Here is a 24,761-nt window from a genome sequence, read left to right on the forward strand (position 1 = left end):
TTGGCGAGCTATCTCTATCAGTTGATTTCGGAAAATTACCGCCGAGTATTCGAATCGCCGAACAACCCCATGCCGCTACGCTACCGGGAAGCGCAACTACTGACCGACATGGTCTCCGGCATGACGGATAGTTTTGCGGTACGCTCCTGGCAGCAAATTCAGGAGGCGGGTTTTCGACCGAGCGTTCCTTACTAATCCATGATTATCAAACCATGACCCACTCATCAGGAGTCTGATGTTGAGCGAATCAACTACACCCGAACAAAGCCATTTCTTTGCTTATCTCGCCCGCATGAAGTACATCGTGCGCTGGGGTTTGATGCGCAACACGCGTACTGAAAATATTCAGGAACACAGTCTGCAAGTGGCAATGATCGCGCACGCGCTGGCCGTGATCGGCAACGAACTGTACGGCGAAACCAACGACATCGGCCGTATCGTTACCGTGGCGCTGTACCACGACGCAGCTGAGATTATTACCGGCGACCTGCCCACGCCGGTCAAGTATTTCCGACAGGATATTCTCGACTCCTACAAGGCGCTCGAAGCCCACGCCGAGCGCAAGCTCACTGGCCTGTTGCCTGAACGCCTGCGCTCGGCGTTTGCATCAAACATCGAAAGCGAGCGAATCGAGCCTGAGGTTGCACGGGTCGTTAAAGCGGCCGATTCGATGTCGGCCTATCTCAAATGTCTGGAAGAAGGTTTCGCGGGAAACCAGGAGTTCAAGAAGGCCGAAAGCTACCTGCTTGCCAAGCTCGAAGAAATGCAGGAAACCATGCCCGCTGTCAGGTACTTTTGCACACATTTCGTCGATGGGTTTGCACTGACGCTGGATGATTTAAGTTACGATTAGGGAAGCTCTGAATAATTCCATCCTGGAATTCTCAGAGCACGCAAAGCAAAAGATGTGACTTTTGCTTTGCTTCATTTTCAATCACATACGCGATTGAAAATGGCGGCACGTCCTTGTGCCGCGCGGAACCTCTGAATTATTCAGAGGTTCCTTAGTGGGCCACAACTCAGAAATCGGTACGGCGGCGACGCGCCTGATTGAACGCCATAGCGCCGCGCAGATAGTGAATAGCCGCCGCCACAATCAATCCGCCCATCGACAGCAGAAACAGGCTCGCCTGCACATAACCGAGCATCGCGATTGCCGAGCCGATCAGCCCCGTGTGTTGGCCCAGAACCCGCGCCACCCGCGTTTCGGCGACACCCAGCGCCGACAAAGCGCCCAATTCCAGAGCCAGTACGGCCACCACGATCATCAGCACGCTGGCATAGGCCGGAAATAGGACCGACAGACCGCTCAGCAGCACGGCGAGTGCCAGAACGGCCAGCCCGATCCGCTTTTGATTTCGCCCAGGGCTAGACTGGGGCAGGTAATCGTTCAGCCGAAGCCAGAGCATGAGCCCCGCTGCGAACGTCCAGACCCCGATGAACTCACTGGATACTGAAACCAGCTGGATATCCCAGGTAAAGGCATCACGATCCATGTCGAACCAACCCGTCAGCCCCAGCAGGGCGACGGTCAAGCCGGTTCCGATGGTGATCAGCGACAGGCCGCTCAGAATGCCCTCCCGTATCGTGCGTTGCGGCGAAGAACCCCGCGCGGCCCGATAGCGAGAAGACAAGGGGGCGGCGACGATACCCAGCAACACCATCACAATGGCCAACGGGACATTGCTGCCGTCGGACGTCCAGAGTACCGATACCAACATCAGCAACAACGCTGCAAACAACAGCCCGATGGCGGGTTTGTGCCGCGCGGTATTTCCGCTCTGTTCGCCCTTTTCGCTATTGAGTCCGTACAACGCCGCCAGAATCAGCGCCAGCGCGAACCAACCGATCAGATCGATCTGCAGACCAACGCTCATGCCGATGTGTCCTCACGGTGGTCCGAACCCGGCACCGATCCGCGGGCCTGACGTGTCGAGCATATTTCCCGCCACAGCAGAGAGAACGCGGTGGTGGCGGCTTGGGCGGAGAAAAAAACGGCGAGCGACGTGAGGATCAAGTCGGGTACCGCTACGGCATTGACCAGCGCACCGGCCGCAGCGACTACGATGAACCCCGACAAAGTCGCCGCCATCAACAAGCCGCGGCCACGACGCCGTGCATCGCCGCGCAGAAAGCCGCTCAACCCCAATGCTACCGCGAGTAACACCGTATAGGCTGCGATCACCGGGTCCATGTTGTCTCCTGGCAGCGCGGAAAAGCGCCACTGATCAATCGTTATACCTTGCTTTTATTCCATGCCTTTATCACTGGCCTTTATTCCAGGCCTTCGAGGTAGGTTTTTGCATCCAGCGCCGCCATGCAACCGGTACCCGCCGAGGTGATCGCCTGACGGTATACGTGGTCCATGACATCGCCCGCGGCAAAAACGCCGGGCACCGACGTGGCCGTCGCATTGCCCTGTGTGCCGCTTTTGACCTGAATATAGCCACCGGCCAGTTCGAGCTGGCCTTCGAAAATCCCGGTATTCGGCGCATGTCCGATGGCAATGAACACGCCAGTGAGCGCAAGATCGGTTGTCTTTTCGGTTTTCACCTGCTTGATGCGCAAACCGGTCACGCCGGTGTTGTCGCCCAATATTTCGTCGACGGCACTGTGCCAGTGGATCTCAACCTTGCCTTCATCGACTTTTTTCATCAAACGGTCGATCAGAATGTTTTCGGCCTTGAACTTGTCGCGGCGATGAATCACATGCACTTTGGATGCAATGTTAGCCAAATACAGTGCTTCCTCAACCGCCGTATTGCCGCCACCGACCACGGCCACGGTCTGATTGCGATAGAAAAAACCGTCACAGGTCGCGCAGGCTGAAACGCCCTTGCCTTTGAATTTGGATTCGGACTCAAGCCCCAGATATTTTGCGCTGGCACCGGTGGCGATGATCAGCGCATCGCAGGTGTAGATGCCCGAATCGCCCTTGAGTGTGAATGGCCGTTGCTTGAGATCGGTGCTCTGGATGTGATCGAAGATGATTTCGGTATCAAATTTTTCTGCATGCGCCTTCATCCGATCCATCAGCGCCGGGCCGGTCAAGTCACCCGGATCGCCCGGCCAGTTTTCGACTTCGGTCGTCGTCGTAAGTTGTCCGCCCATTTCCATACCGGTGATCAACACGGGATTCAAATTGGCACGTGCAGCGTAAACCGCCGCTGCATAGCCGGCCGGGCCCGATCCCAAAATCAACAAACGGGCATGGCGGGTATTGGCTTCAGACATGATCGACTCCTCATCATCACAAAAGGCGCAAATGCGCTTAAAACTTGCCTACAATCATACGTTGCAAAATCCACGGCCGCCACGCGCTGCGCGACCAATTCATAAACGGGCACCTCGAAAAACCGTCACGGGCTGACGCCAGCTCTGCGTTAGCATGTTCGAGTGCAAGGAGCCGCGGGCTTACACCAGCTTCGCGTTCAGCGAGCAACGAGACATATCAAGCAGATAGGCGAGGCGCGGGCTTACGCCAGCTGCGCAATACGCCGCAATCGGACAGCGCAGTAGGTTTTTCGAGGCGCCCAAACAAAGTTAAGGACAGTGGCATGAAATATCAAGGTGAACCCCAGTACGCACACGGTAGCGCCGAGCGGATGGGCGTGCTGTTACTCAATCTCGGCACACCGGACGAACCGACCACACCCGCCCTGCGCCGCTACCTGAAGCAATTCTTATCCGACCCGCGCGTCATCGAGTTGCCCAAACTCCTGTGGTGGCCGATTCTGAACCTGATTATCCTCAACACACGTCCTAAAAAGTCAGCCGCCGCTTACCGGGAAGTGTGGGATCACTACGAGGACGGGTCGCCTTTACTCACCATTTCCCGACAGCAGCAACGCGGCTTGCAGGAGCGCTTGTCGCAACAGATGGCCGGCCCCGTCTCGGTTGCTCTGGGCATGCGCTATGGCAACCCTTCGGTCGCCACAGCACTGGCCGAGCTGCGCGATGCCGGTGCGCGTCGGATATTGGTTTTGCCCATGTACCCGCAATACGCCGCCGCCACGACCGCTTCGACCTTCGATGCTGTTTTCGATGAACTGAAAACCTGGCGCTGGGTGCCTGAGCTGCGCTTCGTGAATCATTACCATCGCGAACCGGCCTACCTCGATGCACTGGCCGCCAGCGTTCGTGAACATTTTGCCGAACACGGTCAGCCACAAAAGTTGGTAATGAGCTTTCATGGTGTGCCCAAGCGTTATCTTCTGGCGGGCGACCCCTATCACTGCGAATGCCACGTGACCGGACGCCTGTTGGCCGACCGCCTTGGCCTAACACCCGATCAATACATGGTGACGTTCCAATCCCGTTTTGGTCGTGAGGAATGGCTCAAACCTTACACCGATGAAACCTTGAAAGGATTACCCGCCAAAGGCATCAAGCACATTGCTGTCATCTGCCCCGGCTTTTCTGCCGATTGCCTGGAAACCATCGAAGAGATCGGTCAGGAAAACCGCGAATATTTTGAAGAAGCCGGCGGCGAAACCTATCACTACATTCCTGCCTTAAACGATCGAGACGATCATCTAGATGCCCTGACGCATTTGATTCGTCGCCACACACAAGGCTGGATCGAACACAGCGGCTTCGATGCCGAGGCCGACGCACAGGAACGTGACCGGGTACGCGCCAACGCCCTCGCCATGGGCGCCGAACGATGAGCGTTGCATCCGGCAGGTCCATGCCGATTGGCGTGCTGATCATTGGCGACGAAATCCTCTCCGGCCGCCGCAAAGACACGCATCTGGCCGCCGTCATCGAACGGTTGGCACCGCGCGGACGTCAACCCGATTGGGCACAGATGATCGGTGACGACGCCGATCGCATCGAAAGCACCCTGCGCGACAGCAGGCGAACGGGTAGCATCGTCTTCTGTTTCGGCGGTATCGGTGCCACGCCGGACGATCTCACCCGCGCCAGTGCCGCCCGGGCATTCGAGCGGCCACTCACGCGCCATCCCGAAGCCGAGCGCCGCATCATTGCCCAGTTCGGTGAAGCGGCCTTCCCGCATCGGGTGCACATGGCGGATTTTCCGGATCAGGTCGATCTGATTCCAAACCCCGTCAACAACGTGGCAGGTTTTTATCTGGAAAACCATTTTTTCATGCCCGGCTTTCCGCAAATGGCCCACCCGATGCTCGACTGGATTCTGGCTCATCCACTGGCTTCACTCGGTACGCTGGATTATCGCGAACAGTCGCTCTGGACCATCGGCGCCTCGGAAAGTGATCTGCTGCCCACCATGACCGGGCTCTGCGCCGAATTCCCCAATCTCAAGTTTTTCAGCCTGCCGATCGGGCAGGGCGAACGACGCCTGATCGAGCTTGGCTTCAAAGGTGCTTCCGAGCGAGTTGCGCATGCCATGAAAGCATTGCAGAATCAACTTGATGCACTGGACGTGACCCACCAGTCCGAGCGGCCACCAACCGAGTCAGCTCAGACCTGAGCCACGCCCGCCGTGGTGCACAAAGCCGCATCACGCCTTCGGTTTTTGCTTTGGTGTTGAAACCACTCAAGCGCCTGTTTACGGGAGGAAAGCTCCATGCAGACCACAACGCAAGCGGTTATTTTTGATATCGGTGGCGTACTGCTCGATGGCAATACGCCGATGCCCGGCGCGGTAGCAGCACTCGCCCGCTTGCGCGAGGCCGACATTCCTTTCCTGCTTTTGACCAACACCACGCGTCGCAGTCATGCGGATTTGCTTGCCAATCTGCACGAGGCCGGACTGAACGTGTCAGCGCAGCAATTGCTCACGCCCGCACGTGCCGCCGCAGAATGGCTGCAATCCTACCAGACGCATGGCGTTTTGCTGATTCACCCCGGATTACTACCGGATTTTGCCGGGGTCGATACCACGCTGATCGGGCAGAAAACGGACACCACTGCCCCCCGAGCCGTCATCATCGGCGACGCAGGCGAAGGCTTTACCTACACCACACTCAACGCCGCCTTTCGGGAACTCATGGCCGGAGCCACGCTAATTTCGCTGTCCGACAGTCGCTATTTTCGTGAAGTCGACGGCCTGTCACTCGATGCCGGTCCCTTCGTTCGGCTGCTGGAAAACGCGGCGGGCGTCACCGCCATCGCCATGGGCAAACCGGGCGCGTCTTTCTTCCGGCAGGCCATAGCCGCACTCGGCTTTTGCGCAGAAAACATCACCCTGATCGGTGACGATGTGCACAGTGATATTCTGGGTGCACACGCCGTTGGTTTGCAGACCATCCTGGTTCAAACAGGTAAGTACCAGGCCGGCGATGAAGAACAAGCCCCGGAAACCACTGTGCTCGCCAAGGATGTTCTGGCGAGCGTGCATTTAGTGCACAGGCGCTGAAAACATTAGTTCGCGCGCGTCACCTTGCCGGTTTGCGGTTCGAAAACAAAACGTTGGTGGCTGAACGACTGCGCCAGTTTGGCGGCATCGCCTGTTAAATTCTGGCTGACGACGGCTTGATCGATCAGCAGATAATCGACCTGGGTTTGTGCCGCATTCACGCGGAAAACCATAATCCCGTGGTGGGTTGTATCGGCAAATACAATCGGCTCATCGGCAGGCGCGGACGCTTGAAGGGTCTGATCGAGCCCCAGCACCAAGGCTTGATTGGCCGCCGCTTTTTGCGTTGCATCCAGCCCCGGCAAGCCGGCAATCGCCGATTCCACGAAATTGTTGAACGTACCCGAGCTGATGGCAGGACCGGTAAAATCCGCCACGGGCATTGCCATGGCGCTGGTTTGGTGTTGCGTGACGAAACTCGCGTGAATATCGCCGGAGACCAGAAACGCGCCCGGTCGATTCGACAAGGTTTCCAAAAAAGCCTGTTTGCCTTGCGGAAACCCATCCCACTGATCCACATTGGGCTTGAACACTGTTTGGTAATCAGCAGGCAAGCTGGTGGCCGAGCGCAAATCCCAGCGCAAGGGAGCGGTTGAGACTGTGCTAATCACGTTGATGAATGTGGCATCCGATGCCAGGGCATTCGCCAAAAACTGGCGTTGTGTTGAGCCCAGCGGGTCTTGTTCGTATTGCCCGGTTGCCTGCATGTACTGCGCATACAGATCAAAGGTCGGCTGCACGACGGCATAACGCGCGCCGAGCTCCGAGAAAAACGCCTGCTTGCCGATATGCAGGTAGGCGATGCCGCGCGGCAAGGCATCGTATGTGGTCGAATCTATGATCGGCAGCGTGCTCGCCCCCGAAATTTGACCCGCGGCAACGGCGGCATTGAACAGGGCAATGAGCTGATTGAACACAAAAGCGGAGACCAGGCCGGTGAGATCGTCGGTCGCCTTGGTTTGCGCATCGCCTGCGTAACCCGCCTGAAGGTATCCTTGCGCCAAAACCGGAATCAGGGCCGGAAGATAGCTGCCCCAAGGTGCAGTGGTCGTGTCCACATAGGGGCCAAAGTTTGCTTTAACGACATCGTAATTGGCTTGCCCAAAGATGCTCACAAGCACCGGCTCGCTCATCACCACCTTGCCGGGAAAGCCGTCTTCGGGGATGAGGTGATCGGGTCGATAGCTGCGGTAATCGAGCAGCACGGCTTCCAGGTTCTGACCAAAGCGTAAGCGGCGATACAGCACATTATTCGGCCAAAGCGTGGCCGGGTCTTTGTTGAGCGCACCGCTGGCGATAGCAGGGTCATCCACCGGCATGAATTCGTAATACACCTGTTCGGCACGATCACGCCGTGGTGGGTTGTACTCATCTTCCCGGCCATTGAAATACGTGGCGGTCGCGCCCCAGCAATCGTCGGAATATTCGTGGTCATCCCAGATGCCGATCATCGGGTAACGCTCATGCACCTGCTGCAAGATCGGGTCGCTGCGGTACGTTTTGTACAAATCGCGGTAATTCGACACGCTGGAGGCAGCATAGTAAGGCGCGGTCGCATCGCCTAATTGAATAGCGCCTGCCGTGTCGGTAAAGGTGATGCTGCGCGGACTGCCCACCGTTTGAAACGAGGGATCGCCCGTGGTCTCGTAGATGTAATCGCCGATTTGCAGGATGAAATCCAAATCCGGCTCGGTTTGCAGCAGGTAGGCCCACACGTTGTAATACCGGCCGATGTAATCTTGGCACGAGGTGACGGCGTAGCTGACCGGCACGTTGGCCGCCGGATCGGGCGCAGTTTTAGTTCGCCCGGTACGCGAGCTGGCCCAGGTCTGGTTGCCGGTGGCTACCAGAAAACGGTAGTAATACGTCGTTCCGGGCTTCAGACCAGCCACTTTCAAACGCAGGCAATGATCGTGCGCGGCGGCAACGGGCACGGCGAATTCATCGACGACCAGATTGGCAAAATCATTCTGGGCGCTGACTTGAACGCGCAACTGCCCTTCGGTTTGCGGGTCGAGTTTACCCAAACGCGTCCAGAGAATGACCGAGTTTGCGGCCGGATCACCCGAAGCCACCGACTGCGGAAAATAGCTGGTGTCAGTCGAAATGTTTTCCGCCCCACTATCACTGCCACCACAAGCGGCCAATGCGCCTGCTGAGGCTGTCAGCACAATCAACTTGAGAAACTGGCGGCGGCTACTGGAATGAGCCAGAGCGGGTAATGGCGAGGTTGCGTTCATTTTTGCACTTCCTGATTGATGGCAATGACAAGTCCTTGGCAAGGGGAACCACGCGGCATGGATACTTTTTCGGGTGTTCCCTTTGCGCGAGCTGCCAAGAGTGAAGAAGCACACTAACGGTTGCGTATGAAGTTTTTATGATCCGGGCAAACATAGCGAAGTGCTGAACTATTCTTCGGGTTTGGTATCAGAAACATCATGCAACCGGTTGCCGCGCGGTTTTGTCGGTGCGGGCCGAGCTGGTTGCGATTCCAGAATCTATCGTTGTTTTATTCAGCAGAGGTAACGTATGCGAACCCAGATTCTTGTTGATGCCATTCGTGCTGGCTTGCCGCGTCGTGGACGCCTGTTGTTGGCCGCCGCGTTGATTGCAGCTCCGTTGATGGCGATGACGCCGGCGGTCAGTTTTGCCGACACCGCCATGCCCGATTATGTGCAATTGGTGAAGCAGTCCAGCCCGTGGGTGGTGAATATCAGCACGGTGAGTAAACCCAAGGCACAGCCGACATTTGATAGCGGCGCCCAGCCGATTTTCCCACCGGGGCCGGCCGGCGATATGTTTCGCCGTTTTTTCGAGCAGCAGATGCCACAACAGCAAAATCAGGAGCCTATCCGCTCGCTGGGTTCAGGATTCATAATTTCCGCGGATGGTTACATCCTGACCAACGCACATGTCATTGATGATGCGAATAAAATCACGGTTCGGCTGCCTGATCAGCAGGAATATCCCGCCAAGGTCGTCGGCAAGGACAAGCGTACCGATATCGCCCTGATCAAGATCGACGCGAAGAATCTGCCGGTAGCGCCGATCGGCGATTCCGACAAGATTCAGGTGGGTGAATGGGTTCTGGCCATCGGCGAGCCATTCGGGCTGGATCACAGTGCAACGCACGGCATCGTGTCTGCCTTGGGTCGCGATTTGCCGGACGAAAGCTACGTACCGTTCATTCAGACCGATGCGCCGGTCAATCCCGGCAACTCCGGCGGCCCGTTGATCGATGCCAGTGGCAAGGTCATCGGCATCAACTCGCAGATTTACACCAAATCCGGCGGGTATATGGGCATTTCGTTCGCCATTCCAATCAATGTCGCCATGAATGTGGTCGATCAGATCAAGGCGACCGGTCATGTCACGCGGGGTTATCTCGGCGTGCTGATTCAGCCGGTCACCAATGATCTGGCCAAATCCTTCGGACTGGACAGCACCAAAGGCGCATTGGTTGCCAAGGTCGAGCCGAACTCGCCAGCCGCAAAGGCAGGTCTGCAATCCGGCGATATCATCCTCAAGTTCAACGACAAGGAAATCAAGCATTCAGGTGAACTGCCTATCCTGGTCGGCATGTCGCCGATCGGCAAACCGGCCACCTTGACCCTGATGCGCGACGGCAAGCAGATGGAAGTGAGCGTCACGGTTGAAAAACTGGACAAGCAAGCACTTGCTGCCGAAGCCGGTACCAGCGAAGCCATCGAAAAAATGGGGCTGAAAGTCTCGGCGTTGTCTCCCGATGAACTCCAGCAATTGAACATCAAATATGGTGTGAAGGTGAATGCCGTCGGCAACGACTCGCCGTTTGCCTCAATCATTGCACCCGGCGATGTACTGCTGGAAGTGAACCGGATGCCGATGAAATCGACCGCAGATCTGAAAAAGGCACTCGACAGCGCACCGAAAGACCGACCGATTGCCATCCGGCTATTGCGAGATGGCCAGCCATTATTCATGGCGGTTCAACTCGGCGCACAGTAGGTCAATAACCCGCCTCTGAATATGCTCAGAGGCGACGCGGCACAGTCCTGTGCCGCCATTTTCCAATGCTAGACCATAAGTTCACCATCGGAAAATGGCTCGAAAAAACTCAATCCGGGATAGCCCAAACACGAGACGGACAAAAGTCCGGGCCATCGGCAGAACAAGACCAGTGCCATTTTAAGGATTGATTATCAATTTTTTTGAATGACCTGGTGAACTTTGAGCCTGGCGCACCATCTTAAGAATTGGCTCCTCAAGGAAGAACCATTGCCCCGAATGATACGGGGCTTTTTTTTTGCTCGTTTTCCACGCCACGCATCACGCTGCTAGACTCCACCGCAATTCATACACGAAGCGGAGCTTTCATGCGGGTCATTTCATTCAACGCCAATGGCATTCGCTCTGCGGCACGCAAGGGATTTTTCGACTGGTTGAGCAAACAGAATGCCGATTTTGTCTGCATCCAGGAAACCAAGGCACAAGCCGACCAACTCACCGCAGCCGAATTTTGCCCATCTGGCTACACCTGCCAGTACGTTTGCGCCGAGAAGAAGGGGTACAGCGGTGTTGCCATTTACGCGCGTCGTCCGCCCGAGGCCATTATCACCCAACTGGGCCTGCCCGAATTCGATGCCGAGGGCCGTTACTGCGCCTTCGAATATTCGGATCTGATGGTGGCCTCGCTCTATCTGCCCTCCGGGTCGGCGGGCGATCATCGCCAGGAATCGAAAGACCGTTTCCTCACCGCCTATCTGCCGATGCTGGAAAGCTATCTTCAAAAACAGCACAAACCGCTGATTCTCTGCGGCGACTGGAATATCGCGCACAAAGAAATTGATTTGAAAAACTGGAAAAGCAACCAGAAGAACTCCGGCTTTTTGCCGCATGAACGGGCGTGGCTGGATGAATTATTCGACCGGTTGGGCTATGTGGACGCGCATCGCCTCGTCGCCCCCGGCGAGGCCGTGTACACCTGGTGGTCGAATCGGGCCAATGCCTGGGAAAATAACGTGGGCTGGCGCATTGACTATCAGATCATCACGCCCGATCTCGCCAACCGGGTTGAGCGTGCGAGTGTGTATCGTGACGAGAAGTTTTCCGACCACGCCCCGCTGATCATTGATTACCGGGATTGAACCCGGCGCCTATTACAGTGCTTTGGACGTCAGCTGCTCACGCTTTTTGCGCATGCGGATATTGAGCGACTCGACCACCAGCGAAAACGCCATCGCCGAATAGATGTAGCCTTTGGGTACATGCTGGCCGAACGATTCGGCGATCAGGAACACACCCACCAGAATCAGGAACGACAGCGCCAACATCTTGATGGTGGGGTGACGCTCGACAAACTGACTGATGGATTTGGCCGCGAGCATCATCACCAGCACAGCCGCTACAATAGCGACGACCATGATTTCGATGTGCTTCACCAAGCCGATGGCTGTGATCACCGAATCCAGTGAAAACACGATATCGATCAAGGCGATCTGGATCACCACTGTCCACAACCCAACTTTTTTCAGCGCGGAGCCTGTCGTGGCGACTTCCACCTGCCCGCCGGTTTCCATGGTGTCGTGCATTTCCGTTACGGCTTTATAGACGAGGAACAGACCGCCAACGAGTAAAATCAGATCACGTCCGGAAAATGCCAGGTTACCGACATGGAGAAACGGCTTGGTCAGCCCCATCAACCACACCAGCGAAAAAAGCAGACCAATCCGCGTCACCATCGCCAGTGCCAGGCCAAAGAACCGACCGGCCGCCCGCTGGCTTTCCGGGAGCTTGGAAACCAGAATCGCAATCACGATGATGTTATCGATGCCGAGCACGATCTCAAGCGCGGTCAAGGTTGCGAAGGCAACCCATGTTTCTGGGGAAAGCAGTAGTTCAATCATTGCTAAAACTCGTAGTATGGCTCAGTAATTTTTATCGCGAAATGCCCTGTAATTTAGCATCTCCGTACCGATTGCAGAAATGTCTTGTCGGCTTGGAAGACGGATATCACAAGATTACCTCTAAGATGTGCCAACTTTCGGCTAAAATCCCGCTCTGGTAGCGTCTCTAAGGCATCATGATTAAGCTCTATTAAATCAGAGCTGCCGTGCAGCACTTAGGATGTGCCGCCATGAGCAATCGCGCACGAGATTGTTCATGAAGAAAATCAAAAAACGCATTTCTTTGATTTTCGCCCTCTGGGCATCCCAGGATGGAATTATTCAGCGCTTTCGTAGTCAACTCGGAGGAGTTTGCCATGCACGCAAAATCAACAGTGAGATGGGCCATTGCGATGATCCTGCTGACAGCCCTGACGGGTTGCGTCACCCCCATGTCTGGTGACGTGTACAGCCGCAACAACGCCATGCAAATGCAAACGGTTCAGTACGGCACGATTGAAAGCCTGCGTGGCGTGCGCATTGCCGGAACCCAAACGCCCATTGGTGCCATCGGCGGCGCCGTGGTTGGGGGCCTGCTTGGCAGTGGCGTGGGCGGCGGTCTGGGGCGCGACCTTGCCACGGTAGGGGGTGCCATCGGTGGTGGCGTTGTCGGTTCCGCCATCGAAGAAGGCGTCACACAACAAAACGGGGTCGAAATCGTCGTGCGGCTGGATAACGGTCGCACGGTGTCGATTGTCCAGGCTGTTGGCGGGCAGATATTTACCCTCGGACAGCGCGTCCAGGTGATCACCGCGCCCAATGGCACGAGTCGCGTAACTGCGGGCTGAGCCCATGTTTCATTAACCTGTGTTTCATTTACCCCGTGATTCATCACCTATTGAGTATGCATTTTGTTTGGACTAGATATCGCCGCCCTGCTGGCACAATACGGTCTGCTGGTGCTGGCCATCGGTTGTTTGCTCGAAGGTGAAACCGTTCTGGTTCTGGCCGGGCTGGCAACGCATCAAGGCATGTTGCACCTGCCCCAGGTGTTTGTCGTCGCCGTCCTGTTCGGCTGGCTGGGCGACCAGATTTTCTTCTGGCTGGGCCGCTGGAAAGGAGACGCGATCCTGTTGCGTTTCCCGAACTGGGCGCGTCAGAAACCGCGTCTGGATCATTGGATTCACAAATACCACGCTCCGGTCGTCATCATGGTTCGTTTCATGTATGGTCTGCGGACTGCAGGCCCCGTATTGATCGGCCATAGTGGTCTTTGCCCCTGGAAGTTCGCTTTGTTCAACGCGATTGGTGCGCTGATCTGGGCGACAATTTTCATCACATTGGGCTGGGTATTTGGTCAGGCCGCAGAACATGTCCTCACTCAAATCAATCACTGGGGGCATTATGTGTTTTATGTCGGTGCGGTTGTCATTCTGGCGATCGGTCTTACCCTCTGGCTCGTGAACCGTCGGCGGGCAACGCGCGCGGCCGAGCGAGCCGCATTAAGCGAACAAGAGAGAGATTAGAGAGCGATGTCGCAAGGTCAGCTGTATGTCATTTCCGCTCCTTCCGGTGCGGGAAAAACCAGTCTCATCAAGGCCCTGCGTGAGCAGATGCCCGATCTGGGCCTGTCGGTTTCCCACACCACGCGCCCCATGCGACCGGGTGAAGTGGACGGTCAGCATTACCACTTCGTCAGCAAGTCGACATTCGAGTCCATGATTGCCGAAGGCGCTTTTGTCGAACATGCTCTGGTTTTCGGCAACTACTACGGAACATCGAAGGCAGCTGTCAGCACCGTGCTCGACAAAGGACAGGATCTGATCCTGGAAATCGACTGGCAAGGCGCCGAACAGGTTCGCCCGCTATTCCCGAACGCGCAGAGCATTTTCATTCTTCCCCCAAGTCGGGAAGCGCTTCGGGAACGCCTCTTCGGGCGAGGGCAGGATGATGCCGATGTCATCGCCCGGCGGCTGGCCGAGGCCGAGCGGGAAATGCAGGCCTACCCGAACTACGACTTTCTCATCATCAACGATGATTTTTCACAGGCGCTCAACCATTTACGCTGCCTGTTCGAAAGCGCACGCCTGCGTACACCGCGTCAGGCCGAAAAGGAACACATACGCTTAGAAAATTTGCTGAATACCCCTAAAAAAACGTAAACTACCTAGCTCAATTCAATTCACCGATCTATTTCCTGGGGAAAATCATCATGGCGCGTGTCACCGTAGAAGATTGTCTTGTAAAGATTCCGAACCGCTTCGAACTGGTTCTGATGGCCGCCCGCCGTGCGCGACAGATCGAACAAGGTGCCGAGCCGCTGGTACCGATGGGTAAAGAAAAGCCGGTCGTGATCGCCCTGCGCGAAATTGGCGAAGGCAAGATCGACCAGGCTCGCATCGATGAAATTCAGGAGAACATGGTGGTGCTGCGTTCACAAATTTCAGAAGCCGAAATTCGCGCAGAACTCGCGCAGTTTGCCGACGAAGACGAAGGAAGCGCCCGGCGCCCGGCCACCACCAGCGACGAAGGTTAACTTGCCGGAGGCCTCCGTACCACAACCACAACCAGAAAAACTGGTTCTGGTTGCCGAAGCGGCCAAAGCGGAACTCTATTTCGCGCCGCTAGCTATGGCCTTGGCAACATATATCGATCCGGAAGGCATCGCGCATGTGCGGGATGCCTTTGTTTTTGGCGCGAACTCCCACGTTGGACAAGCCCGCCAAAGCGGCGAGCCTTATATCAGTCATCCGGTAGCAGTTGCCGAGATCCTCGCCGGCCTGCACATGGACGAAGCCACCCTGACGGCGGCCATCCTCCACGATGTGATCGAAGATACCGCCGTCGCGCGCGAGGAGATCGTCGCCCGCTTTGGCGAAGAGGTCGCCCGTTTGGTTGACGGTGTCTCCAAACTGACCCAGATCCGCTTCAAATCCAAGGCTGAGGCCCAGGCCGCCAACTTCCGCAAAATGATGATGGCGATGGTCGAAGATGTGCGCGTCATTCTCATCAAACTGGCTGACCGCCTGCACAACATGCGCACACTGGGCGTCATGCGCCCGGACAAACGCCGAAGAATCGCACGGGAAACGCTGGACATCTACACACCGATCGCCAGCCGCCTTGGTCTCAATGCGCTGCGTCATGAACTTGAGGACATGGGTTTTGCCGCCCTGTACCCCACCCGCTATCGCGTCATCAGCGAGGCCGTGCGCAAGGCGCGGGGCAATCGCAAGGAAATCGTGGCAGGCATCGAAGAACGTTTTGTCCAGCGTTTCGGTGAAGAAGGCCTGCGGGTGCAGATTCAGGCACGTGAAAAGCGCCCGTATTCGATCTATCGCAAAATGATGCAGAAACACCTCACCTTCAAGGAAGTGTTCGATGTCTTCGCGGTTCGGATCATCGTGCAGAATGTGGATGAGTGTTATCGCGCGCTCGGCATCGTTCACAACCTCTACAAGCCGCTGCCGGGCCGCTTCAAGGATTACATCGCCATTCCCAAGGCCAACGGCTACCAGTCGCTCCACACCATCTTGTTCGGCCCGCACGGCATCCCGCTGGAAGTCCAGATTCGCACCAACGAAATGCACCAGTTCGCTGAAAGCGGTATCGCTGCGCATTGGCTCTACAAATCCAGTCACGATCAGGGCACAGTTACGCAAGCGCGGGCACGCGAATGGCTGCGCGATCTGCTGGAAATCCAGCAGAAAGCGGGCAATCCGCAGGAGTTTCTGGAATCGGTCAAGGTCGATCTCTTTCCAGACGAAGTCTATGTCTTCACGCCGATGGGCGAGATCATCGAACTGCCGCGCCGCGCCACCGTCGTGGATTTCGCTTATGCCATTCACACCGACGTCGGCAATCATTGTGTGGCCTGCAAGATCGATCGCAGGTTCGCCCCACTCTCCACGCCACTGGAAAACGGCCAGACCATCGAGATCATCACCGCGGATGGCGCCGAACCCAACCCGAACTGGCTGTCCTTTGTCGTCACCGCTCGGGCGCGCGCCCATATCCGCAACTACCTGAAGAACCTGCAGGATTCGGAGGCCATCAAGCTGGGCCACCGTTTACTGACCAAGGCACTGGATGCCGAATCGGTCGATTTCAACGACATGAAGACGGATCGCCTCAACCGATTGCTGGCGGAATATCACTACGAGGGGTTGTCGGATCTGCTGCGGGAAATTGGCCTCGGCAACCGCATGGCGCCACTGGTCGCGCGTCTGCTCGTGGCCGACGAGTCCACAGGCGAAGCTACACGATCACCGACAGGCATCATGTCGGCTCAGACGCCCATCATCATCAGCGGCACCGAAGGGCTGGTGGTCGATTTTGCCAAGTGCTGCCACCCGATACCTGGCGATGTCGTGGTTGGCTTTTTGAGTACGGGGCGCGGCATTGTCGTCCACCGGCATGATTGCAGTAATGCGGCCGATGCCGGCGTGCATCCCGAGCGCTGGCTAGCGGTCAACTGGGCCAATCCGGCCCTGGGCGATTATCAGGCGCTGATTGTCGTCCACGCCAAGAATGTTCGGGGTGGTCTGGCACGCATCGCCAGCGCCGCAGCCGAAACCGGCGCCGATATCGATGACGTTCGATTCGATGACCGTGACGTCAATCTGACCATCATCACCGTGACACTTCGGGTCGCCGATCGGGTGCATCTGGCGCGGGTCATGCGTCGCATCAAGAGCGTTCAGGACGTCGTTAAGGTCATTCGACCCTAACAGATTGGTGAATAAGGCTTTCTTGCCGTTTTTACCGGCCTGCCCTGTCATCTCCGCACGGATCCTTACAAGCCTTCGTTGCAGATGCACGCAGGTTGGGCAGAACAGTGGCGAGGCGGTGGCACCTCGATCATCGTCAGTCGACCTGCACCTGGGATGGGATGCACAGGTCGTACCAGCCCGCCGCATAATCCGGTAAATGCTGACACAGGTGTAGAAATTGCGCCTGATCCATGAATCCTCGACGGGTCAATGCGCAAGCGGTCGAAAAATAAAGCGCGTGCACACGAAGCACCTCCAAGTCAGCAGGGGCATCCTGGATCAGGCGGATGGTCGTGTCCAACAAGTCCCAGTCCTTGGCAATCCGGGCTGAGTACTCGGGCACCAGCGCCCGCAAACACGCGAGATAGGCTGCGCTGGTATCTGGCCCGGTCAATGGATTTTGACGCAACAGTGCAATCAATCCGGTGTGCTCGATCAAAACGGACAGATACAGGTCGAACGCCATGTTGGACGATAAAAAAGGTCTCGGATGATCGGATCTCGTTTTCAACCCCAACCGAAGGGCATTGGCCGCGCGCAGACTGATGGGCTAAATGTCATGGATCAAGAGTGGGCAGGCCCCCTCGACAGGCTCGAGTCGGCCGATCGGGCTGAACATCGCCGCAGAGACCACTTCGCGCATCCCCGAAAAACCAAGCAGCATCACCGCCTGATCCAGAGACTCGATATTTTCCCGGCGCACGCGCATCGCCGGACTGTTGATCAGCCGAAGGACCATGGAGGAGATCACGGGATCCGATTCAATCAAACCGGTCAGGGTACGGATGGGAGTATCCGGGTTGTTCAGCGCCGTCATGAGTTTGGGCAATACACTGGGCAAGCGTGGCACTAGCTGCGTCAGTTGTGTGGGCGTACGTTTGAGATCTTCTGCACGCGCATTAAGCCATTGGGTCTCTTGTGGACGTAATGCATCCGTATATCCAAGCGGATGTTTTGGTGCATTCATAAGCTTTTGGAAAAAAAGAAGTGATACCTGTTCTGCATCGGGGATGGCAACGTCGGAAATTGGCTCCGGCTTGCCTGGGGCTACTCCATCCTCGCGCCGACGCGGTACGAGGGCGGGCGGTGCCGTGGGTTTGGTTGCCCAGAGTTACCGAATCCACTGCCACATGGGCAGGCCTCCTGATTGACCGATGTGGCTAGTGATTCTGTCCCGCGCAAGCAGGCGATGGAGCCGCTGACGAACCTCTGGCCAGCCATTCGCTTGGTGTGAACGTATGCAATGACAACGCGTGCATGCCACCTTCCTGTTCGGCATGCAACAGCGCCTGAACCCGCCGATGCCGCGCCAGCAAACCATCGTGTTCAAACAGGGGGCTGACGATCACGAGGCGGAAATGGGTTTCTGTCCGGTTGCCGGCGTGCTGATGCGACTCATCTTCAATTTCAAGATGCACAGGAGCCAGTTGATCTTCGATCAGGGTTTTGATGCGTTCGAAACGAGACATGATGAAACCATTTGATTGAATAGGTCGATGAATCATAACAATCCAACGCCCAGCATGGGTGAAATTTCTTCCGGTCGGCCGGGGCGGCCGGGGCGGCCAACCAAGTATCCCTGAAAGGAATCACAGCCCAAAGCATCAAGCAAATCACGCTGCGCCATGGTTTCCACACCCTCTGCGACCACTTCGAGCCCCAGGGCATGACCCATGGCCACGATCGCCTTGACGATCACCAGATCCTTTGGGTCAACGAGAATATCGCGCACAAAGCTTTTGTCGATCTCGAGCCGGTTGAACTCGAACTGCGTCAGATAACTCAAAGAGGAGTAGCCTGTACCGAAGTCATCCAATGCCAGCTGAACGCCCAGCTTTTTCAGTTCGATCAATGTGCTCGCCGCCTTGGCGGGGTCGTTGACGAGCGCGGTCTCTATCTGTTCACCCAGCGCACTCAGTGATTTAGGGAAGCGCTGATTTATTCAGTGCTTCCCGCTTGGGGGCAGGATGCCCCAACACGAACAAAGACGTAAGTCATTGATTCGTGAGAGCCATCGCGGGCATGTACCGCGATGAGCGAGCTGATTTATTCCAAGGATGGAATAAATCAGCATTTACTTAGGTTTGTTGTCCGTTTCCATCAGAATGGCGAACTCATCTCCCCCCATGCGGGCAATGAGCAATGGCCTTGTGACGCATTCGTTCTGCAATCTGCGCGCCATTTCCTGCAATAGCTGATCGCCACGCTCATGGCCGTAGCTGTCGTTGATCGAACGGAAGTAATTCAGATCGAACATCAACAAAGCCAAGTGTTTCGAGCCTTCATCGCTCAGCATGTCGATCCAGCGTTGTGCCTCGACCTGAAAGAATCGGCGATTGAGCAGGCCGGTCAACTCATCCTGACTGGCCAGTATCCGGTACTGCTCCAGCGTGGAATCCAATTCCGTCACGTTGTGAGCAATCACGTTATCAGGGAGGCTGTCGAGCCAACCGATGTCATCGTCGGATAGGCGCGAGTAAATCGAAACATGCAGCAAACGCCGCCCACCGATGTTCGGAAGGTTGGCATCATCAAGGGGAGCGGGGGAACCATCGAGCCGGTCGGCGCTTAACCAGTGTGCTCGCCAAATCCAGTCACGGATATTTTCCATGGGGCCGATTTGGCCTATGGGCTGGTGCCACGAATCGCTCTGCGGCAGTGTGTCCAGAATTTGATCGATAGGCGCAATGGCGTCCAGCGACGTAATCGCTTGCGTCGCCGTGAGTGCGCCCTGTACATTCAGATCCCCCCATAACCAAGCCTCAGCATGGTCGCATGGACTTTGCGGCAAAGACGTAAGGCCAACTCGATCTTCGTTCATGGTCGCTCGACGTCGCAATGCAGCGGGAGGGGAAACAACATGCTCAAAATCCTTTTACCGAATCACTCGGGTCTCAATCAGCACGACAGCATTTCTAAATCCTGACCGATAATCTCACGGATTCAATGCGTCATTTGCCGGTCGGCTGGGTATCTTCATCCAGATCGTCCAGATAAATCATCTCGCCAGCCTGTCGAATGGCCACCGGGGTCAGATGCGTACCGGGACAGGGGCCGCCCGTACACGCCCCCGTCAGCGGTTCGAAATACGCATTGTGGAGTGTACAACGCAATGACAAACCATCGGACAAGCCATCTGATTTATCGGCCAGATAGCCGCGAATGCCCTTTGCTAGGGGTGAGCCATTGTGCGGGCACACATTGCGGTACGCACGGATCGTGCGATGGTCTCGAACCACGATGACGCTGGGCACTCCATTGACCGGTTGCGCACCCATGGCGTCCTCTGGGCCCAGGTCATCCAGATGGCAGAGCGGTTGGTTGCGGGCATCCGGATCTTCCGCCAACCCATCGAAGCCGAGTTGCTGGATTTTCCGCTCCGCCAACCGCACACCAAAGGTAACGGCCTCATGCCAATCGACGCCCGCTTGATTCGCCCGGGCATGAATGACACCGGCAATCAGCGTATCGCCAGCACCGATGCTGTCGACCACGCTCGGCACGGGCTGTGCGGGCACAAGCTGAACGGGATCGTTCAATGATTCCTTCAGATAGGCGCCGGTCGCACCCCAACCCAGTACCAGCACCGCCTGTGGCGCCCATTGATGCGCCGCATTCAAGAAAGCTTCCGGGTCCACAAATCCCCGTTGTTCCGCAAAGGCACGCGAAAAGAAGACCACATCGGGAAAAGGGAACAACTGATCGAGGTAGGGACGCTCTTTTTCCACCTCAAGGGAAAGCATCTTCGTGCCCGCCGCTCCGCGCGCCATCGCCAGCATGGCCGCCGTATCCATGCAATGACGACCTTCGAAATGCAGCCAGTCGAACGGCGCAAGGTCAATCTTGAGGAAGGCGTTGAGATCAAATTCGGGCAAATCGCGGTAATGGACGATGGTTCGGCTGCCATTCTGGCGATTCAGGGTGATGTATGAGGTGGGCGCATGCCCAAACCCCAGAACCTGAGCGGGACTCAGGTCGATACCGCGTTGCGCCAGTTTTTCCTGAATCTGACGACCATCGGCATCCGGAGTCAGCACGGCGGCCAGCGCACAGTCATGGTCGAACTGCCGCAGCACCGTCAACGTATTGGTGACATTTCCGCCGGTGCGCTGCCGTTGCGCCAGAGCGCGTTGCTCGCTGTCCTCGACCGGATAACCATCGACCTCGTTGATGATGTCCAGGGTCGCAATGCCAATACCCAGAATCTGTGCCATTGTTTAGCTCACTCCTCCGGCAGCGCTGCGAGCAGGGCAAGCGCCGCTTTGTTTCACGGGGTGAGAGATTATGCCGAACCGGCACGTAGATTGGGCAGTGTTTTTTCTTCGATCCACCAGCGCTCAGCCGTGGCATGCAGCAGCAGACAACCGGAGCCACCATAGGCGCGTACCTTTCCAGCCGCGCCCGGGTTGAGCACCCAGATCGGCTCGCTGGTATCGATGATGCGATGATGCGTATGACCGTAGACCACGGCCCGGGCCTCAGGATGGCGCACACGCAGCTTATGGTGCCGTTGATGGGCCGGATTGACCCGATGGCCGTGCTCGACGGCCAGTACGCCTCCGGGCAATCGCAGGGTGGCTACTTCCGGCAGGGATTCGAGCAGATCAGCCGTACCGATCGGCCATTGTTCGACCGTATCGTTGTTACCGCGAACGGCAATCACATGGCCTGTTTTCGGCGTCACACGGCGCAAAATATCGGGATTCAAGATATCACCGGCATGCACAATGACATCGCACTGCTGCATGAGTGCAAGGATCGAATTTTCGATGGCACCATGCGTATCGGAAATAATTCCGACACAAACCGATGCATGTGATTCAAGGTCCACAAAGACTCCCTGATGTTAATGTGCTTTTGCCAAGCGATTTTTTTGGCCACCTTTTATGACCCTGCCCGACCGCAGGTGTTCCTTTCAGCGCGTCGACAGGCCAAATGCTCACTCGCGTGATTTGCTCGGCATCAGTCCAGGCACAGGCTCAATGACAGTATGGTGTGATCGGGAATGTCTGTCATCTACCGTGACTTTTTTATCCACAGCCGACAGAAAAACCACCGCCCCACGCGATATCCGCTCCACCGGGGATAACGCGTATGATGACTACCCCACCCACTTTGCGCGTCCGCATCAATCGCCGTCCGGTATGCATCATGAATTACCAACATCACTTCCACGCCGGTAATCATGCCGATGTCTTAAAGCACCTCGTGCTGTTACAGCTCATCGAGCTGATGCAGCAAAAGCCGACCGGATTTTTGTTGCTCGAAACCCATGCCGGTGCGGGTCTGTACGACCTGCAAGCGTCCGAAGCCCGTCGCAGTGATGAAGCAACTGGCGGTATCGGGCGACTGTTGCAGGCAACGCAAGCCGCCAACACGGTGCCGGATCTGATTCGGTTTTATCTCGAACAGATCGGACGGTTCGGATCCATTCTTCATTTGAGCCACTACCCCGGTTCCCCTCTGTTGGCTGTCTGTGTTCTGCGCCCGCAGGATCGCTATATCGGCGTCGAGCTGGTGCCCAAGGTGGCACGGGAATTGAGTCGCAATCTCGCCGAACGTCCCATACAGGCGCAGTGCATTCACGACCGCAGGGTCATCGCACGGGATGGCGAGGGCCTGGCCGCGCTCAAGGCGGACTTGCCGCCACTGGAACGGCGCGGTCTGATTCTGATCGATCCACCCTATGAACAAGCCCAGGAACGCGACGATATCACCGCCGCCTTGCAGGCCGGATTGCAACGGTTTGAAACCGGGGTTTATGCCCTGTGGTACCCGATCAAGCAACGCCCCTATCTCGATCGGTGGCTCAACCGGATTGCCAAGAGCACGCCTCGTCCGGTACTGACCATCGAAAACAGTATTTTCCCCGATGAATCGGGCAACCGGCTCACCGGCTCCGGCCTGTTGATCATCAATCCGCCATGGCAGCTCGATACACTCATGCAACCCGTGCTCGAGTTCGTCAACGACGCGCTCAAGCAGGATACGGCCGCGCCCAGTGCGATTCGCTGGCTGAATCCGGCTCATTAAACGCGTAAAACGCGCAGACATCCCCATGCGTTCAGAAAAAATGCACAAGATAATCTCGATATTCATGGCACTCACCCTGCTCTTGGCGATAACGATCGCGCAAGGTGCAACGCCTCAAACAACCAAGGCAGATCCGGCCACGATCGCCCAACAAGCATTGGACGCCACCGCACCGGCAACCGCACGTGCCCAGTTGGCCGCTGCCAAACCGGTGTTGGCAAAACAGGCAATGGTCGTGACCGCACAGCATCTGGCAACGCAGGTCGGCGTCGATACCCTCAAGCAAGGCGGCAATGCCGTCGATGCTGCTGTGGCCGTGGGCTATGCGCTGGCGGTGGTGCATCCGTGCTGCGGCAACATCGGTGGCGGCGGCTTCATGGTGCTGCATCTGGCCGAAGGCAAAACGGTGTTTCTCGATTTCCGCGAAAAGGCGCCGCTCAAGGCCACGCCCACCCTGTTTCAGGATGCCGAAGGCAACGTCGTCAAAGGCCGCAGCACCGACACCTATCTGGGCGTGGGCGTACCGGGTACCGTGATGGGGTTGAACACCGCGCTGGCAACCTACGGCAGCATGAGTCGCAAACAGGTCATGGCACCGGCCATCAAACTCGCGCGCGATGGCTTTGTGCTCACGGCAGGCGATGTCAAGATTCTGCACACGCGCAGCGCAGACTTCGCCAAATACCCCAACGTCGCGAATATCTTCCTCAACCAGGGCAAGCCTTATGAAGTCGGTGACCGGTTGATTCAGCCCCAATTGGCGCACACGCTGGAACTCATATCGAAAGAGGGCGGCCAGGCCTTTTATCAGGGACCCATTGCCCAAGCGGTGGTCAAGGCCAGCGAGGAAAACGGCGGACTGCTGGGCATGAAGGATTTTGCCGACTACACGGTCAATTGGGAAAAGCCCATCTCCTGCGGGTATCGCGGATACACGATCATGTCCGCGCCACCCCCGAGTTCCGGCGGCACCACCATCTGCCAGATTCTGCAAATGATCGAGCCTTACCCCATGCAGCAGTGGGGCTACGGCTCGGTGAATGCCATTCACTATCTGGTCGAAGCCGAACGCCGCGCCTTTGCTGACCGCAACACCTATCTCGGCGATCCGGCATTCGTGGATAACCCCATACCAAAGCTGCTCTCAGCAAAGCACATTGCCAAAATGCGCACCAGCATCGAACCGGACAAGGCCACGCCATCGAGCGAGATCAAGGGCAGTCTGGGCGCGGATGAAGGCCAGCACACCACGCATTACTCAATCGTCGATGCCAAGGGCAATGCGGTCAGCATCACCTTCACCATCAACTACCTGTTCGGTCTGGGTCAGATTGCGGGTGACACCGGCTTTTTCCTCAATAATGAAATGGATGATTTCACGGCCAAGCCCGGCGTACCCAACAGCTTCGGATTGGTGCAAGGACGGGTCAATCAGATCGAACCGGGCAAGCGGCCCTTGAGCTCCATGTCGCCGACCATCGTGCTGAAAGACGGCAAATTGTTCATGGTTACCGGCAGCCCCGGTGGTTCGACCATCATTTCCACCACCCTCGAAAGCATCCTCAACGTGGTCGATTTCGGCATGAACATGCAGCAGGCCGTCGATGCGCCACGTGTGCATCATCAGTGGTATCCCGATGTGATATTCATCGAACCGGGGTTACTCACGCCACACACACGAGCCGCGCTAACCAAGATGGGCTACGCCTTCAAGGAAATGCCGTCCTGGGGCGCGGACGAAGCCATTCT

25 protein-coding genes and 1 pseudogene are annotated in these 24,761 nt (G+C 56.8%); 14 read left to right on the forward strand and 12 right to left on the reverse strand.

Annotated elements, in window-relative coordinates:
* Together M7R55_RS01860 and yfbR are read left to right on the forward strand one after the other, a co-directional pair.
* Positions 1-195: pseudogene (locus tag M7R55_RS01860) on the forward strand (deoxyguanosinetriphosphate triphosphohydrolase); the annotation flags it as partial.
* Positions 196-235: 40 nt separating this feature from the next.
* Entirely contained in the window at positions 236-853 is a 618-nt protein-coding gene (gene yfbR / locus M7R55_RS01865; RefSeq protein ID WP_298217973.1) for a 5'-deoxynucleotidase, read from the forward strand.
* Between the two features lie 166 nt (positions 854-1,019).
* Here the strand turns inward: yfbR and M7R55_RS01870 are convergent, their stop codons facing one another.
* The 3 genes from M7R55_RS01870 to trxB all read right to left on the reverse strand — a co-directional run bounded on the left by M7R55_RS01870 (position 1,020) and on the right by trxB (position 3,234).
* Positions 1,020-1,877: a hypothetical protein gene (locus tag M7R55_RS01870; protein WP_298217974.1), complete on the reverse strand. Its 858-nt coding sequence runs from the start codon at positions 1,875-1,877 to the stop codon at positions 1,020-1,022.
* Positions 1,874-2,194 (reverse strand): hypothetical protein, encoded by a 321-nt coding sequence (locus M7R55_RS01875; protein ID WP_298217975.1) that lies wholly within the window; start codon positions 2,192-2,194, stop codon positions 1,874-1,876. The genes M7R55_RS01870 and M7R55_RS01875 overlap by 4 nt, the downstream gene beginning before the upstream one ends.
* Before the next feature lie 80 nt (positions 2,195-2,274).
* Positions 2,275-3,234 carry a thioredoxin-disulfide reductase gene (trxB, locus tag M7R55_RS01880; protein WP_298217976.1) on the reverse strand — a complete coding sequence of 320 codons (960 nt, stop codon included), beginning with the start codon at positions 3,232-3,234 and terminating at the stop codon, positions 2,275-2,277.
* A 323-nt stretch (positions 3,235-3,557) separates the two neighbouring features.
* Here trxB and hemH point away from each other — a divergent pair, with 323 nt between their 5' ends.
* The 3 genes from hemH to M7R55_RS01895 all read left to right on the forward strand — a co-directional run bounded on the left by hemH (position 3,558) and on the right by M7R55_RS01895 (position 6,343).
* Positions 3,558-4,670: a ferrochelatase gene (gene hemH / locus M7R55_RS01885; RefSeq protein WP_298217979.1), complete on the forward strand. Its 1,113-nt coding sequence runs from the start codon at positions 3,558-3,560 to the stop codon at positions 4,668-4,670.
* Positions 4,667-5,455 carry a competence/damage-inducible protein A gene (locus M7R55_RS01890; protein ID WP_298217981.1) on the forward strand — a complete coding sequence of 263 codons (789 nt, stop codon included), beginning with the start codon at positions 4,667-4,669 and terminating at the stop codon, positions 5,453-5,455. Before hemH ends, M7R55_RS01890 begins: the two co-directional genes overlap by 4 nt.
* Positions 5,456-5,551: 96 nt before the next feature.
* The gene (locus tag M7R55_RS01895) at positions 5,552-6,343 is read left to right on the forward strand and encodes a TIGR01458 family HAD-type hydrolase (protein ID WP_298217984.1); all 792 of its coding nucleotides are present in this window, start codon (positions 5,552-5,554) and stop codon (positions 6,341-6,343) included.
* Between the two features lie 5 nt (positions 6,344-6,348).
* Here the strand turns inward: M7R55_RS01895 and M7R55_RS01900 are convergent, their stop codons facing one another.
* Entirely contained in the window at positions 6,349-8,583 is a 2,235-nt protein-coding gene (locus tag M7R55_RS01900) for an alkaline phosphatase D family protein (protein ID WP_298217986.1), read from the reverse strand.
* 289 nt (positions 8,584-8,872) lie between these two features.
* On the opposite strand from M7R55_RS01900, the gene M7R55_RS01905 reads away from it, so the two are divergent.
* Positions 8,873-10,330 (forward strand): DegQ family serine endoprotease, encoded by a 1,458-nt coding sequence (locus tag M7R55_RS01905; protein WP_298217988.1) that lies wholly within the window; start codon positions 8,873-8,875, stop codon positions 10,328-10,330.
* Between the two features lie 368 nt (positions 10,331-10,698).
* Positions 10,699-11,469: an exodeoxyribonuclease III gene (locus M7R55_RS01910; protein ID WP_298217989.1), complete on the forward strand. Its 771-nt coding sequence runs from the start codon at positions 10,699-10,701 to the stop codon at positions 11,467-11,469.
* A 12-nt stretch (positions 11,470-11,481) separates the two neighbouring features.
* On the opposite strand, the gene M7R55_RS01915 is transcribed toward M7R55_RS01910, so the two are convergent.
* Entirely contained in the window at positions 11,482-12,228 is a 747-nt protein-coding gene (locus M7R55_RS01915) for a TerC family protein (RefSeq protein WP_298217991.1), read from the reverse strand.
* Between the two features lie 356 nt (positions 12,229-12,584).
* Here M7R55_RS01915 and M7R55_RS01920 point away from each other — a divergent pair, with 356 nt between their 5' ends.
* From M7R55_RS01920 to M7R55_RS01940, 5 genes are all read left to right on the forward strand, one after another.
* Positions 12,585-13,055 carry a glycine zipper 2TM domain-containing protein gene (locus tag M7R55_RS01920; protein ID WP_298217993.1) on the forward strand — a complete coding sequence of 157 codons (471 nt, stop codon included), beginning with the start codon at positions 12,585-12,587 and terminating at the stop codon, positions 13,053-13,055.
* Between the two features lie 63 nt (positions 13,056-13,118).
* Positions 13,119-13,733, forward strand: coding sequence for a DedA family protein (locus M7R55_RS01925; protein WP_298217995.1), 615 nt, complete (start codon positions 13,119-13,121; stop codon positions 13,731-13,733).
* Between the two features lie 6 nt (positions 13,734-13,739).
* Positions 13,740-14,369, forward strand: coding sequence for a guanylate kinase (gmk, locus tag M7R55_RS01930; RefSeq protein WP_298217997.1), 630 nt, complete (start codon positions 13,740-13,742; stop codon positions 14,367-14,369).
* A gap of 50 nt (positions 14,370-14,419) precedes the next feature.
* Complete coding sequence (gene rpoZ, locus M7R55_RS12215; protein ID WP_366881136.1) at positions 14,420-14,743, forward strand: DNA-directed RNA polymerase subunit omega; 324 nt, start codon at positions 14,420-14,422, stop codon at positions 14,741-14,743.
* Between the two features lies 1 nt (position 14,744).
* Positions 14,745-16,937 carry a bifunctional (p)ppGpp synthetase/guanosine-3',5'-bis(diphosphate) 3'-pyrophosphohydrolase gene (locus tag M7R55_RS01940; protein WP_298217998.1) on the forward strand — a complete coding sequence of 731 codons (2,193 nt, stop codon included), beginning with the start codon at positions 14,745-14,747 and terminating at the stop codon, positions 16,935-16,937.
* A 136-nt stretch (positions 16,938-17,073) separates the two neighbouring features.
* On the opposite strand, the gene M7R55_RS01945 is transcribed toward M7R55_RS01940, so the two are convergent.
* From M7R55_RS01945 to M7R55_RS01975, 7 genes are all read right to left on the reverse strand, one after another.
* Positions 17,074-17,445 (reverse strand): hypothetical protein, encoded by a 372-nt coding sequence (locus M7R55_RS01945; RefSeq protein WP_298218000.1) that lies wholly within the window; start codon positions 17,443-17,445, stop codon positions 17,074-17,076.
* Positions 17,446-17,529: 84 nt separating this feature from the next.
* Positions 17,530-17,946 (reverse strand): HDOD domain-containing protein, encoded by a 417-nt coding sequence (locus M7R55_RS01950; protein WP_298218002.1) that lies wholly within the window; start codon positions 17,944-17,946, stop codon positions 17,530-17,532.
* Positions 17,947-18,139: 193 nt separating this feature from the next.
* On the reverse strand, positions 18,140-18,448 hold the full coding sequence (locus M7R55_RS01955; protein ID WP_298218004.1) for a BolA family protein: 309 nt from the start codon (positions 18,446-18,448) through the stop codon (positions 18,140-18,142).
* A 32-nt stretch (positions 18,449-18,480) separates the two neighbouring features.
* Entirely contained in the window at positions 18,481-18,921 is a 441-nt protein-coding gene (locus tag M7R55_RS01960; protein WP_366881140.1) for an EAL domain-containing protein, read from the reverse strand.
* Positions 18,922-19,053: 132 nt separating this feature from the next.
* Positions 19,054-19,800: a GGDEF domain-containing protein gene (locus tag M7R55_RS01965; RefSeq protein ID WP_298218006.1), complete on the reverse strand. Its 747-nt coding sequence runs from the start codon at positions 19,798-19,800 to the stop codon at positions 19,054-19,056.
* Between the two features lie 130 nt (positions 19,801-19,930).
* On the reverse strand, positions 19,931-21,193 hold the full coding sequence (locus tag M7R55_RS01970) for a PfkB family carbohydrate kinase (protein ID WP_298218007.1): 1,263 nt from the start codon (positions 21,191-21,193) through the stop codon (positions 19,931-19,933).
* 68 nt (positions 21,194-21,261) lie between these two features.
* Entirely contained in the window at positions 21,262-21,810 is a 549-nt protein-coding gene (locus M7R55_RS01975; protein ID WP_298218008.1) for a metallophosphoesterase family protein, read from the reverse strand.
* A 263-nt stretch (positions 21,811-22,073) separates the two neighbouring features.
* Here M7R55_RS01975 and rlmJ point away from each other — a divergent pair, with 263 nt between their 5' ends.
* Together rlmJ and ggt are read left to right on the forward strand one after the other, a co-directional pair.
* Positions 22,074-23,012, forward strand: a complete 939-nt coding sequence (rlmJ, locus tag M7R55_RS01980; protein ID WP_298218011.1) for a 23S rRNA (adenine(2030)-N(6))-methyltransferase RlmJ — start codon at positions 22,074-22,076, stop codon at positions 23,010-23,012.
* A 25-nt stretch (positions 23,013-23,037) separates the two neighbouring features.
* A partial coding sequence (gene ggt / locus M7R55_RS01985) for a gamma-glutamyltransferase (protein WP_298218013.1) occupies positions 23,038-24,761 on the forward strand: 1,724 nt, incomplete at its 3' end.

The sequence above is a fragment of the Halothiobacillus sp. genome (assembly GCF_027346185.1).
Classification (GTDB): domain Bacteria; phylum Pseudomonadota; class Gammaproteobacteria; order Halothiobacillales; family Halothiobacillaceae; genus Halothiobacillus.

Coding starts and splice junctions, on each gene's coding strand:
- M7R55_RS01970 (WP_298218007.1), bottom strand. CDS start 21,193: ATGGCACAGATTCTGGGTATTGGCATTGCGACCCTGGACATCATCAAC.
- M7R55_RS01905 (WP_298217988.1), top strand. CDS start 8,873: ATGCGAACCCAGATTCTTGTTGATGCCATTCGTGCTGGCTTGCCGCGT.
- M7R55_RS01965 (WP_298218006.1), bottom strand. CDS start 19,800: ATGAACGAAGATCGAGTTGGCCTTACGTCTTTGCCGCAAAGTCCATGC.
- yfbR (WP_298217973.1), top strand. CDS start 236: ATGTTGAGCGAATCAACTACACCCGAACAAAGCCATTTCTTTGCTTAT.
- M7R55_RS01945 (WP_298218000.1), bottom strand. CDS start 17,445: ATGGCGTTCGACCTGTATCTGTCCGTTTTGATCGAGCACACCGGATTG.
- M7R55_RS01895 (WP_298217984.1), top strand. CDS start 5,552: ATGCAGACCACAACGCAAGCGGTTATTTTTGATATCGGTGGCGTACTG.
- rpoZ (WP_366881136.1), top strand. CDS start 14,420: ATGGCGCGTGTCACCGTAGAAGATTGTCTTGTAAAGATTCCGAACCGC.
- M7R55_RS01870 (WP_298217974.1), bottom strand. CDS start 1,877: ATGAGCGTTGGTCTGCAGATCGATCTGATCGGTTGGTTCGCGCTGGCG.
- M7R55_RS01950 (WP_298218002.1), bottom strand. CDS start 17,946: ATGAATGCACCAAAACATCCGCTTGGATATACGGATGCATTACGTCCA.
- M7R55_RS01915 (WP_298217991.1), bottom strand. CDS start 12,228: ATGATTGAACTACTGCTTTCCCCAGAAACATGGGTTGCCTTCGCAACC.
- trxB (WP_298217976.1), bottom strand. CDS start 3,234: ATGTCTGAAGCCAATACCCGCCATGCCCGTTTGTTGATTTTGGGATCG.
- M7R55_RS01900 (WP_298217986.1), bottom strand. CDS start 8,583: ATGAACGCAACCTCGCCATTACCCGCTCTGGCTCATTCCAGTAGCCGC.
- M7R55_RS01955 (WP_298218004.1), bottom strand. CDS start 18,448: ATGTCTCGTTTCGAACGCATCAAAACCCTGATCGAAGATCAACTGGCT.
- gmk (WP_298217997.1), top strand. CDS start 13,740: ATGTCGCAAGGTCAGCTGTATGTCATTTCCGCTCCTTCCGGTGCGGGA.
- M7R55_RS01920 (WP_298217993.1), top strand. CDS start 12,585: ATGCACGCAAAATCAACAGTGAGATGGGCCATTGCGATGATCCTGCTG.
- rlmJ (WP_298218011.1), top strand. CDS start 22,074: ATGATGACTACCCCACCCACTTTGCGCGTCCGCATCAATCGCCGTCCG.
- hemH (WP_298217979.1), top strand. CDS start 3,558: ATGAAATATCAAGGTGAACCCCAGTACGCACACGGTAGCGCCGAGCGG.
- M7R55_RS01910 (WP_298217989.1), top strand. CDS start 10,699: ATGCGGGTCATTTCATTCAACGCCAATGGCATTCGCTCTGCGGCACGC.
- M7R55_RS01890 (WP_298217981.1), top strand. CDS start 4,667: ATGAGCGTTGCATCCGGCAGGTCCATGCCGATTGGCGTGCTGATCATT.
- M7R55_RS01875 (WP_298217975.1), bottom strand. CDS start 2,194: ATGGACCCGGTGATCGCAGCCTATACGGTGTTACTCGCGGTAGCATTG.